A 12,153-nucleotide genomic window follows, 5' to 3' on the forward strand; every position below is an offset into this window, starting at 1 on the left:
TCGCGACCGAAATAATTGAGTATTTTTACTCGCGCTTGGTCTCTGACGATTCACTTTTACCCCCTCACTGCGTGTATATGCCAGTTGGGGGTGCGGAATGTGGGCTTGAAATTGCTGTTTCTCATGGACTGGCTCTGCTTGGGAATGACTGTTTTTACTGTAGCTATGCGGTTTTCAACCGCTGTATCCAGAGGCTCTGCCTCGCATGCAAACGAGAAAACTTTAACTGGTTCCTAGGCTCTACGTGAGAACCAGAAAATACTTTTCGTTCTTACTACAAACAATTTAATTCCTTTGAATGCTTCTCGGATCGAGAGCATCCCGCAACCCATCCCCTAATAAATTAAACGCCAAAACCGTCAAAATAATCAGTATTGCCGGAGGCCAAACCAACCAAGGCTGCAACACTAAAATTGAAGCATTAGTAGACAGAGATAGCAAATTTCCCCAAGAAGGATCTGGCTGTTGAATTCCCAAGCCAATTAAACTCAAAACCGACTCCGACACAATAAAACCCGGAACTGACAAAGTAGCAGAAATAATTACGTAAGTTGCAGTTTGTGGCAACACGTGGCGGACAATAATATAAATTGGATTCGCGCCCATTGCCCGCGCTGCTTGCACGAATTCTAGCTGTTTAATTGACAGTACCTGGCCGCGAATCACCCGCGCTAAACTCGCCCAACTGATAAATGAAGTAATCAGTACAATCAATATAAATCGCTGAACACTTGTCAATCCTGGTGGCAAGACTGCTGCTAGCGCTACTAATAAATAAAGACCGGGAATGGTCATCAATACTTCGGCGAAGCGCATTAAAATACTGTCAATCCAACTGCCGAAATAACCGGATATTCCTCCGATTAACAATCCCAAGGGAAAAGAAATTGCTATTCCTACTAAACCGATGCTGAGGCTAATTCGGCTGCCCTGTACTAAGCGGCTGAATTGATCTCGCGCTTGTTCGTCCGTGCCTAAAATGTTTATTTTGCCTTCTCCGGTAGTGCCAAAAAGATGCCTGTCAAAAGGCAAAATTCCTAAAAACTTATAGGGAGAAGCTTTGACAAAAAAACCGACAGCAGAGGGTTTTTGCCAGTCTACAATTACCTCGCGATCGCCCGTATTCGCATCCACTGGGCCCTGAGTAGTCGGATAAACGTGGGGGCCGATAAATCGCCCGTCTGGGGTGGTTAAATAAATCTGAGTTGGCGGCAGCAAGGAACCGTTTAATTGAGAGTCGTAGGGGTCGTAAGGCGCCACAAATTCGGCGAAAAGTGCTACTGTATAAAAAATTAACAGCAGCACGGCTCCCAACCGAGCTAGAGGGTTTTTTCTAAGATTTTGCCACCATTTCATAAGTTTTTAGGTTTGAGATTTTAAGTGGGTTCGCAGTAAGGACTAAACTTTTTAAAGTTCTTACTAAAGACTTGAGTTTTTTCTTAATATGCTCAGCAGCAAAAACTGAATTCCTGACTTATAAAAATTTTCAGGAATGAAGTCATTACTAAAAACATGAGACTATTTTTGTTCATCTGCTACCAAAATTATTCTACTTTCATTTTCTGCTATTTTCCCCAATTCCTCGCCGCTAAAAGGATTGTAGAAAAACGAGCCTGTTTGCGGAGGCAGTTTGGGATTGAGTACAATTTCTACTATACTCTTTACAACCCCTGTGAGCGGAATTGCCAGGATAACTCCCAACAACCCTCCCACTCTACCTCCTAACAGCAAAGCGGTGAAAATAATTACCGGGCTCAATCCGGTGAGATTGCCCATGATTCGGGGAGCTACTACATTATCCTTGATTTGCTGGAGACCGATCGCCACTACCAAGACTTGCAGCGCCAGCCACCAATCAATAAACGCTACAATTATACTAACAGTGCCAATTCCCAAAGTTGCTCCAATAAACGGAATAATTTCCGTCAATCCTATAAACACGGCAAACAGCAGAAAAAACGGAACTTGCAGCCACCAAAAAGCCAGACTCAGCGAGATCGCCATAAATAGTCCCAGCAATAATTGTCCCGATACAAATCGCTGGAGATTTCGCTGCAAAGTCTCTGTTAAAACATAGCGAATATCTGGCGAAAAAATGCTGGTCAAACCCTGCCACACTCTTTGACCGTCGAGGAGCATATAAAAGGAAATCACCAAAATAAAAATTAAGTCCAAAAACCAGTTAACAGTACCTACAACTAAGCCTAAACCCGTACCGGCGATCGCCTGGACTTGTTCTTGGACTTTTGCTGATAACTGCTGCTCCAATATTTGCACGTCAAACGGCAAATTGCGCTCGGCACTCCATGCTTGAAATTCGCCTAGCTGCTGTCGCGCCGACTCCAGTAATTCCGGGAACCTCACTCCCAACTGCCTCGCTTGGCTGAACACCGGCGGCACAATAGTTAAACCGATTACGACTACCACCACACCCGCAGTTAAGTAAACCAGTCCCGCAGCTACTCCCCGCGGCAAAAATACTTGCAGTCTTGCTACTGCATAATTTAATAAAAATGCAATGAGTCCCGCTGTTACTAAAATGCTGACAAGTTCCCCAACATAACTGACAGCAGTCAGGGTAAACCATCCCGTCACTAGCATTAGCAGCCAAGTAATTAGAAACTGTTGGACGGGAGAAAAGACACTATTCATTGTGATTTTTGTCAATTAAACTGGTACAACTTTCTGACCCGATTTGTCGGGTTCTACGACAAACACATTAGAGTATAGATTAACAATAATCAGTTCAAGATCAGACTTAATTATTTCAGCATTGATGAGTTGGTGACGGCAAAACCTCTCGGGGACAGAGAATGCGAGTGCGATCGACCCCACGCTGCAAAATCTCCCTAATCTTCAGTATGCCCCGGAGCCAGATCGAATTAAATGCCGATCGTACAAAGGCTCAATTCGCCATTGTAAGGTGAAATGGCGCTACACTCACCCAAAAGGAGGACGCGCAACTGCTCAGGCTCTTCGTTAAAATGAATCAGATATAAAAATCGCAATCTTTCTTTACAATAAAAAACCACAGGCTAATAGCGGCCAGAGGAACTACCGTGACCAATCAAGTTTTTTCAGAAGCGGAAGAAAAGCAACCCCTTCCCTCCGTGCAGAGCGGACGCGACAAGAACTCAGCAGTGGATGTACCCGAAAGTGGCGTCTCAGACCACTCTCGCTGGCAATTCTCCGGTGAGGAAGATGAACGAGAAGTTGCCCTGGAAGTTCCAGAAATGGAGGGGGAACAATCAGAAATTTGGGAAGCCGAAGCAACTGAAGTTGGGCCCAACAAAGAACTCAGGTGGCCTGCCTTGTTGGCGGGCGCAGGCATTGGCGTGGCTGCAACCCTGCTAGCAGTACACTTGACTGGGGGCAAGCAGAGCGCGCGTCCGGCAGTTCCAGTTCCATCGGCAACTCAGCAGGCGATTGCTCCGACGGTGACAGTGGCGCCTGTAGAATCGGCCCAGGTGGGTGAAACTCTGGAAGCGACGGGCACCGTGGCAGCCTATGACTTGCTGCCAGTGCTGCCACAGGCCAACGGTTTGCAAATCAAGCAGGTGTTGGTGAATGAAGGGGATGCGGTAGAAAAAGGTCAGACGATGGCAGTTTTGGACGATTCGGTGCTGCGATCGCAAATTGCCGAAGCGCTGGCGGGAGTACAATCGGCCAATTCTACGGTAGAACAAGCCCAAGCTCAGGTACAGCAAGCCGAGTCAGCCCAACAAGAAGCCCAAGCCGGCGTCGCTCAAGCTCAAGCTGGCGTTGAAAAAGCCATCGCTGACGCAGCGCAAGCCCAAACAGGCGTCGGCCAGGCTAGGGCCGGTGTGGAGCAAGCTAAAGCTGGTGTCACTCAAGCTAAAGCCGGTATTGCCTCCGCCCAGGCTAAATTAGATCAAGCTCAAAGAGAAGTAAATCGCAGTCAAAATTTGGCCGCTCAGGGAGTAATTAGCCAGCAAGATTTGGAAAGGCGAAAGACGGAACGGCAGACTGCTGTTCAAGACTTGAACAAAGCTAAAGCTGACTTGAATACAGCTTTGCAAGAACAGAATAAAGCAGCGGAAGAAGTGCAATCTTCTCTTGCTAGAGTAGCTACTGCTGAAGCTAATATCAGTACGGCTAGAGCGGCCCTAGCCAGCGCTCGTGCTAAAGTGAATACGGCCGGAGCGAGTGTTAGCAGTGCCAGAGCAAATGTCGGAAATAACGCAGCAAGTGTCCGCAGTAATGATGCACAAGTCAAACAGTTACAAACTCAACTAGAACAAACAATTGTTCGAGCGCCGGATAGCGGTACTGTGGCGGAAAGAATTGGTCGAGTGGGCGATGTTTCTTCGGGAAGTCAAAAACTATTTTCGATTATTCGGGGCAACAAGCTGGAACTGCAATTGAAAGTCCCGGAAACTCAGGTTGCGCAAGTGCGGCCCGGAACAGCGGTGCAGATTACTTCTGACTCTGACAAGCGGATTAAGTTGTCAGGAACTGTGCGAGAGATTTCGCCGGTAGTTGACCCGCAAAATCGGCAAGCTACGGTGAAGATTGATTTGCCCGCAAGCGAGTTTTTGCGATCGGGAATGTTTTTGCGCGCATCAATTGCGACGGCAACGACTCAAGGTTTGAAAGTCCCCGCTAAAGCTATTTTGCCGCAAGCTGACGGCAGTTCTATTGTTTATAAACTTGTCGGCGAGGACAAGGTGCAGGCTCAACGGGTGGAAGTTGGGGAAATTTCCGGGGGTGCTGTAGGCGATTTGACTGCTGCTAAGGTGGAGGTTAAAAACGGTTTGAAGGCGGGCGATCGGGTGGTTGTTACTGGCGCTGGTTTTCTTAAGGATGGCGATCGGGTTAAGGTTGTTAAATAGTTATTGGTTATGGGTTATTTTTAGATACTTGTCTTTTTTTAACCGCAGATGAAGGCAGATAAACGCCGATGAACCCAGCTCGCCAATTCCTAATACTTCGACTAAGCTCAGTACGAGTTCCCAATTCTAAATTATGTCTTTCAACGTTTCGGCTTGGTCGATCAAACAGCCCGTCCCCACGATTGTTTTATTCTGAGTTCTGACAATCGGGGGTCATTGGTGACAAGTTAAGGCTCAAAGCCAGTTTTCAAGTGGATTTTCGGAGGTAGCTCAAAGAAAAAAGGTTCTCCACAGCAGACAGCATTTGGAAAAGGTGCCACAATCAACTTGACCTTGGGTTTTCGTTGAGCTTTGACAATCCCTAAATCTCGATTTTCTCTTCAAGGCAAAATACTTTACGGGGTCAGCAGCTAATCCCTTGTGATGAGCCACTTGAAAATGATAAAGACCTCGGTCAATCATCTCTAAAGAAATGCTCTCGAACCGCAGAGACATTTCGTCAGCAACCGCATCTCCTAAATCTACCAACACGCCATAAAACAGCCAAGTTCCCCAAATCTGTAACTTGATTCCATTGAGGGAACCCGTCGATAAATAACTGAGTCCCAAGAGACGTTTGACCACGTTAAACGCCTCTTCAATTCGCGATCGCCGTCTGTATAAATCGGCGACCACATAGGGCGGTAGAATTGTCGGGTCGAGTACGGAGGTCAGGTGAGAATTCCAGGTGTTCCCCGAACGAACTTCAATCAAACCTAAGGTAATAAATGGAGTCTTTTTCGTTCCCGAACCCAGACGCACTCGACGGTCTCGCAGACCGTAGCAGAAGAGTGAATACTTCCTCAAATTGGATCGCTGCTCGTTTTTTGAGTCGGGTAATTAAATCAACCGCTTATAAAAACCTAGGCAAACCTGGGTAAGCTCTGCGGTATAAGCTTTAAACATTCTTTCTTAGCGCTTGACGCTTCCTCGTTGTCGAGGTTGACCAAGAAACTCCAGTTAGAAACACTATAATAATCACAACGGCGTGATATCATAGCGGAATGTTTGATCTTTTTATTCAGTTGACTCCACTCACTCCAAACGTACTTTTCTGAATTCACTTCAGAATAGGCGGTTAAGGAGCGAGGTATTTTTTCACTTAATTTCATAGCCCTGCGAGCAATTACCAGTGCAGCCGATTCGTCGCTGGCTAAGCCATACATTCTCAAGTATTTTACCAAACCGATAATACTTGAATAAGCTGGATTGACCGCAATTAACTCAATGCCACGATTCGACAGAATAGAACTGAGTTGTTTGTAGAACTCACTGTAAGCCCAGCTCGACAACATCCGAGCATACTTTCTACCTTTTTCTCCCACGGATTGCTTTTTTGTTGAGAAATCAAGTTCTTCGCAAACCACAGGACATTCAAACGTCTGGGACACTATTGCTAGTTGCAGACAGGCCTCAACAACTTGAGCCTGTTGCTTTCCAGAGGGTAAACCCATTTGTAATGGAATCTGCCCTTTGGCTTTAAGGTTTCCTTCAGAATCGACATAGGCCCACCCAATAGAACCGGGATTCATGTCGATACCGATGCAACCGTACATCCTTTCTCTAGAAACCTGCTTCACGGGATTTGGAGTAAACTGAACAGCAGCAATCCACTTTCCATTCTTACGATAAAAATGCCAGGTCTTAGCACCGCATTCTGGTAGTCTGTTGATGTTGCGATTGAAATCACCAATCTCGGAAGACACATTTTTGCCGAATCGCGACTCTAAACATTTCGGAACTCGAAAAGTTATTTTATCCCCGTCCCACTGACATACTTGATTGCCATAAGACTCATCCTTAGAACCAACGACCAAAATATCGCTACGAGGGATGGAAACCTTGATTGGCTTAAGTCTTAAGTGTTCGCATTTATTGATTAACAAAGTTAATTTACGCTTTTTGTTGTGAATTTGAAAGCGCAAATTCTGCCAATTCGTGGATTTGTATTGCAGCGAGCAAGCAATTGGGAAGTTACAACCTGTTTTTGAGTTTTGCCATTTCTTTTTGGCATAAAACTTACGGGCTAATGCTAACTTGCGTTCGGCTTTCTTGAGCCACGTACTAATAGATTTAATCTTGCCTTCAAGAGTTTTCAGGTGTAAAATCCTGTGTTCCTTAGCGCCGTCTACGCGACCCAAGGCCGAGCTGATTACACCATTTGCGTGGCGCTTGTTGATGCCGTAGGTTTGTTGTAAGTGTGTATTCCAATCGGATTTCTTGAAAGGAGGGCCTGAAAGTAAATGGTTGACTGTTTCAATACTTGCGGCCCGAAAGATGGGGGCGTAAGATTCTAGAAACATCTCAAAGTCTGTAAATCCAAGTTCGTTAAGCTCGTGTGCTGGTGTGGGCAAGCCTTTGCAATAAGTTAGGGTAGCCATTGATTCGACCTCTCAATGTGGTTATATTATCGCCTATGTCCCCCATCTGTGCGGATGGACGCTCTGCTTGCCTTCTTTTTCCCAGCGCCTTATTGTGTCAACGCTCACGGCTTTAAGCTCTGCTAACTCGCCAATGCTAATCAGTCTATCCATTGATTTACCCAGAATCTAATTACTAATTTGTAGGTAAATCTAGATAAATTGTCAACAGTCGTCAACCCATGAAGGAGGGCTATACCAGCGAGGGAAATCCGCTCGTGAAGAAGCAATTCAATTTTTGCTCCCGGTGTCGGTGTCTTTGGCTTGCCAAGTTCGGATTTTCGACTTTCCTGGTGGCCCCGACATCGCGACATTTGTGATTTTGTTTGCCCCGACGAGTCATAAACCCTTTTTCATCACATCGTCAGAACCACAAGTGGGACAAATCAGATAGGGTTTCATGATGAGACTCCTCAAAAGACCGGACATAGAATTATTATCCTCCATCCTCTTACATAAAAGCACTACCTTTTCTGCTATTTCCCAACAAGTCTCTGATTTTTCCGTTTTTAACCGCCCCAAAGTCACGTTAATTGTAACGAAACATTACAAGATGACGTTAAAGCAGCATAGAGGCTTGACAGCAAAAAATTAATCGACTAATCTGATATACATACCCGGGTAAGTCAATTCACTGTCATATGCAAGAAAAGCAAAAAGTTACATTGTATCTTCCACCAGAACTGCATCGCCAGCTCAAAATCCGAGCAGCAGTCGAAACAGAACCGATGTCATCAATTGCAGAAAGGGCAATTGTCTTCTACCTAGGAAATCCCGAACTGGTTGACGAAGTAGAAGCCTCATACGGACAAACTCATCGGGTATACAACTGTCCAGAATGCACGGCTTCATTAGTAATGCGAGATGGAGAACTGGCATCCGTCACAAGTCAGCCGAGCGTATTGGCTGAGCAGGATCTTCCAGTAAAGCAGGTGTCAGGCGTCAGCGCTAGCACAGTCCAACCGGGAGAGGAAGAATTGGTTCCCTGCTAAGAATGCCTTGCTTCCCCAAAAAGCTAGAACTGAAAATTTCAGTAAGAGGGCTAATGGCAGCATTGAGATTCAGCAAAGATAGCACCGTCTCTAGTGGGTCGAGGAATATGCAAGAAGAGATCAGTATTCTAATCCAAGCTCAATATCCTCTGATCTACCTCGTGACATCCGAGGAAGAGCGGTGTGAGCAAGCAATTTCTGTAATAGCTAAAGCCAAGCCGCAGGGACGAGTCTTCGTGTGGACTGTCACCCAGGGCATGGTAGAGTACGGTCAACCTCGTGCAAACACTCAGCAAAGCACCCTCTCGCCACAGGCAGCAATTGAATGGGCAATTAGGCAGCGGGAACCCAACGACAATCGAAGTATATATATATTCAAAGACCTGCATCCTTTTAAAGATGATGCCACTGTAACCAGGTTGTTGCGGGATGCGATCGCCAACTTCAAAGGAACACACAAGACAATTATACTGATGTCTCCTTTGCAGCAAATTCCGATCGAGCTAGAAAAGGAAGTAGTGGTATTAGACTTCGCGCTCCCAGACATGAAGGAACTAAACCAAGTATTGTCTAGCCAGTTGGAGCAAACCAAATCGCGACGCATTACCACAGAGGCACGAGAAAAACTTTTAAAAGCAGCCTTGGGATTGACCAAGGACGAAGCTGAAAAAGTTTATCGCAAAGCGCAAGTTTCGATGGGGCGCTTAACAGAAGAAGAAGTAGACATAGTTCTGTCGGAGAAGAAGCAACTAATTCGGCGCAACGGTATTCTAGAGTTCATTGAAGAAGACGAAACCCTGGATGCAGTCGGCGGTTTAGAAGAGCTGAAGCGGTGGCTGAGGCAGCGTTCCAACGCCTTTACAGAGAGGGCTAGAGAATACGGTCTGCCTCAACCAAAAGGGATGTTAATTCTCGGCGTACCGGGATGCGGAAAATCGCTGATTGCCAAAACTACCTCCCGTCTATGGGGACTTCCCCTGCTGAGGCTAGATATGGGCCGGGTCTACGACGGCTCGATGGTGGGTCGATCGGAAGCCAACCTGCGCAACGCCCTCAAAACCGCAGAATCCATCTCTCCAGCCATCCTCTTCATCGACGAACTAGACAAAGCCTTTGCAGGAGGAACGGGTTCTGCCGACTCAGACGGAGGCACCTCCAGCCGGATTTTCGGTTCCTTCCTTACTTGGATGCAAGAAAAGACTTCCCCAGTCTTCGTAATGGCAACAGCCAACCGAATCGAGCGGTTGCCGGGAGAATTCTTGAGGAAAGGCCGGTTCGACGAACTCTTCTTTGTAGACCTGCCTACCAAGGAAGAACGCCAAGATATCTTTAAGATTCACCTGTCAAAGCGGCGTCGGGACATCTCTCGCTTCGATTTAGAGCAACTTTCCAACGTTTCCGACGGATTTTCAGGTGCAGAAATTGAGCAAGGGCTAGTAGCAGCCATGTACGAAGCCTTCGCTCAAGATCGAGAATTTACGCAGCTAGATATCATCGCGGCCATTAAATCCACATTGCCACTGTCTAAAACCATGACCGAACAGGTGACTGCCCTGCGGGATTGGGCGAGACAGCGCGCACGGCCCGCTGCGTCTTCCGTCGCTGAATACCAGCGAATGGAATTCTAAAAGCTTTCTCCTGGTCCAAACAGGAGCAAAGGCTAGCAACAGCTAGCAGTTCGATTGAAGAGCCGCCCAGCGGCACCGTTAAATCCAGACCGTTGTTGTTTCTCTCTCAGTTTTATTAGGAGGAAATCCAATGTCTCACTTTAGCACTCTGCGTACCAAAATCACTGACGCCGAAATCCTGAAAGCTTCCCTGCGCGACTTGGGCATTTCAGTCAAGTCCGAAGCTGATGTTCGTGGCTATAACGGTCAGCGCGTTCGCTCGGACATCGTGGCGATTCTGGAAGGCGAATACGACCTGGGTTGGTCTCGCAATAGCGATGGTTCCTTTGACCTGATTGCCGACCTCTGGGGCGTCGCCAAAAAGCACAATCAAACTGAGTTAATCAACTCCATTAACCAGAAGTACGCCGTTAACAAGACCTTGGCAGCAGTCAAGCAGCGCGGTTTGCAAAACGCCAACGTCAAGCTGGTAGTGCAAAATTAATCGCTCTGGGCGTTCCCAAGCTCGCGGGTTAACCAACGGGTTAACCCGTTTTCGCTAGCTAGGATGTAAAGTGGGGTTTTGAGCGCGCCACATAATTTTTTAGCACCCCCAAGCAGCAGCTCTCATGTAGAGAGTTGCTGCTTTAATGGTTGGCTACCTAATGCTTCGGGCAAGTGTCGATAGTTTGTTGAGAAATTTCAAATATTCGTCGATCGACTTTGCGTTCCCAGTCAAAATACTGCCGATGCGCTCCAGTCCCGCAGTAACCATACTCTGCGGCTATTCTGGTGACTGAGCGAGCTTCAGCATCGCATCTGCCAGTCTCTTCACAAAGCCTTCTTTAGAAGCTGATAACCGATTGCGATTAAAATATCCATGGTCGGATTTTGGCGCGATCGAAAGGTCAGAGGAAATTTAACCGCCGTGTTCATCAGTCCGATAACTACCGGCGCCCCCAATCCGAACATCAACGAAGCAACTGTTGCCGAGACTGGTGTCGGTTCGCGTACAATGTCAACATGGTGTTCGCTTACCAGCCGCCGGACAATGCGGCGCTGTAGGACTTGGGTGTAGAGGTGACTGAGCAGCCTAAAAGTAAATTCATTCACTCTTGCAGGGATAAATAGCCCGCAATTGTTAAGCAGCCGCTGCAGCCAAGTGTCGGATACAAAGTGCATTCGATCGCTCGATAGCCGGAAACAGAGCTTTTAGTTCAGCCTGTGTGCGTGCGTGGGTAGTGCTTTTATGTAAAGGATGGAGAAAATTGAGGCGGTTGAGTCTTCAGCGCATTGCTAATCGGATTTGGTGATTGTAGTCATGAATAAAATTCCAGGCGTTGCTGAATTACAATATGAGAGCATGATAGATAATAAGGTAAATTTTTATGAAATGCCCTGAATGCAGCTCAACTCATATCCGCAAAAATGGAATCCAGAGAGATAGGCACTCATCATCTTTGTGTCGATTGCGGTCGGCAATTTCTTGACAAATATGCAGAGCATAGAGGTTATAGTGATGATGTGAGACAGGAATGCCTAAAAATGTATGTAAATGGTATGGGGTTTAGAGCTATTGAGAGGGTTAAAGGAGTGCATCACACTACCATAATCAAATGGGTTAAACAGGTTGGAGAGCTACTACCTGATGCTTATAATCCTACTGTGATACCGCAAGTATGTGAACTTGATGAACTTGAAACTTTTGTCGGATAAAAAAAAACTTGCATCTGGCTCCAGACAGCAGTCGATCACTTCCAAGAAGGAATTTTAGGATGGGTTTTAGGCGACCAAGCGTGCTGAAACATTTCGTCCTTTGTGGGCAATTGTGAAGACATGGCAGTGCTATTTTTACGTTACGGATGGATGGCTAGTTTATCCAATGTTCATCCCAGATGGCGATCGGATTGTGAGCAAGACTTATATGACCCGAGTGGAAGGAGAAAACACACGTCTACGACATTATTTGGGAAGGCTTCATCGCAAAACACTTTGTTATTCTAAATCTGTAGTAATGCTAGAACATTCAGTTAGATTGTTGATTCACTACCTCAAATTTAAGGATGTTCCAGTCCCACAGCGATTCATATTGTAATTCAGCAACGCCAAAAATTGTATCCAACTAAAGGTACTGATGCCCCGTCAGGATTTCACTGTTCTACAATAGACATCTCCGAAAACACTCAAAGCCTCTGTATAGTTAAGTTCCAGGACGTAAATGTAATCATCGTAAATTAGCTAG

The 12,153-nt window shown here is 46.3% G+C and carries 8 protein-coding genes and 3 pseudogenes; 5 read left to right on the forward strand and 6 right to left on the reverse strand.

Annotation, left to right across the window (positions count from 1 at the left end; all coding sequences use genetic code 11):
• Positions 1-285: 285 nt before the first annotated feature.
• A complete protein-coding gene (locus QUA99_RS30530) occupies positions 286-1,356 on the reverse strand; it encodes an ABC transporter permease (RefSeq protein WP_333235251.1) in 1,071 nt (356 codons plus the stop codon).
• 162 nt (positions 1,357-1,518) lie between these two features.
• Complete coding sequence (locus QUA99_RS30535) at positions 1,519-2,652, reverse strand: AI-2E family transporter (RefSeq protein ID WP_333235252.1); 1,134 nt, start codon at positions 2,650-2,652, stop codon at positions 1,519-1,521.
• Positions 2,653-3,059: 407 nt separating this feature from the next.
• Between QUA99_RS30535 and QUA99_RS30540 the strand changes: the two genes are divergently transcribed.
• Positions 3,060-4,853 carry an efflux RND transporter periplasmic adaptor subunit gene (locus QUA99_RS30540; RefSeq protein ID WP_333235253.1) on the forward strand — a complete coding sequence of 598 codons (1,794 nt, stop codon included), beginning with the start codon at positions 3,060-3,062 and terminating at the stop codon, positions 4,851-4,853.
• A 227-nt stretch (positions 4,854-5,080) separates the two neighbouring features.
• Here QUA99_RS30540 and QUA99_RS30545 read toward each other — a convergent pair.
• The 3 genes and pseudogenes from QUA99_RS30545 to QUA99_RS30555 form a co-directional block, all read right to left on the reverse strand.
• Positions 5,081-5,742 (reverse strand): annotated as a pseudogene (locus QUA99_RS30545) (transposase); the annotation flags it as partial.
• A 13-nt stretch (positions 5,743-5,755) separates the two neighbouring features.
• Complete coding sequence (locus QUA99_RS30550; RefSeq protein ID WP_333235255.1) at positions 5,756-7,273, reverse strand: hypothetical protein; 1,518 nt, start codon at positions 7,271-7,273, stop codon at positions 5,756-5,758.
• A 29-nt stretch (positions 7,274-7,302) separates the two neighbouring features.
• Positions 7,303-7,426 (reverse strand): annotated as a pseudogene (locus QUA99_RS30555) (MerR family DNA-binding transcriptional regulator); the annotation flags it as partial.
• Between the two features lie 527 nt (positions 7,427-7,953).
• Between QUA99_RS30555 and QUA99_RS30560 the strand changes: the two are divergent.
• From QUA99_RS30560 to QUA99_RS30570, 3 genes are all read left to right on the forward strand, one after another.
• A complete protein-coding gene (locus QUA99_RS30560; RefSeq protein ID WP_333235257.1) occupies positions 7,954-8,304 on the forward strand; it encodes a hypothetical protein in 351 nt (116 codons plus the stop codon).
• A gap of 107 nt (positions 8,305-8,411) precedes the next feature.
• A complete protein-coding gene (ycf46, locus tag QUA99_RS30565; protein WP_333235371.1) occupies positions 8,412-9,932 on the forward strand; it encodes a stress-responsive protein Ycf46 in 1,521 nt (506 codons plus the stop codon).
• Between the two features lie 130 nt (positions 9,933-10,062).
• Positions 10,063-10,416 carry a DUF1257 domain-containing protein gene (locus QUA99_RS30570; protein ID WP_006635781.1) on the forward strand — a complete coding sequence of 118 codons (354 nt, stop codon included), beginning with the start codon at positions 10,063-10,065 and terminating at the stop codon, positions 10,414-10,416.
• 326 nt (positions 10,417-10,742) lie between these two features.
• Here the strand turns inward: QUA99_RS30570 and QUA99_RS30575 are convergent, their stop codons facing one another.
• Entirely contained in the window at positions 10,743-11,093 is a 351-nt protein-coding gene (locus QUA99_RS30575; RefSeq protein ID WP_333235258.1) for a hypothetical protein, read from the reverse strand.
• 206 nt (positions 11,094-11,299) lie between these two features.
• Here QUA99_RS30575 and QUA99_RS30580 point away from each other — a divergent pair.
• A pseudogene (locus QUA99_RS30580) lies at positions 11,300-12,006 on the forward strand (IS1 family transposase).
• Positions 12,007-12,153 lie beyond the last annotated feature (147 nt).

The sequence above is a fragment of the Microcoleus sp. F10-B2 genome, from assembly GCF_036704965.1.
Classification (GTDB): Bacteria; Cyanobacteriota; Cyanobacteriia; order Cyanobacteriales; family Microcoleaceae; genus Microcoleus.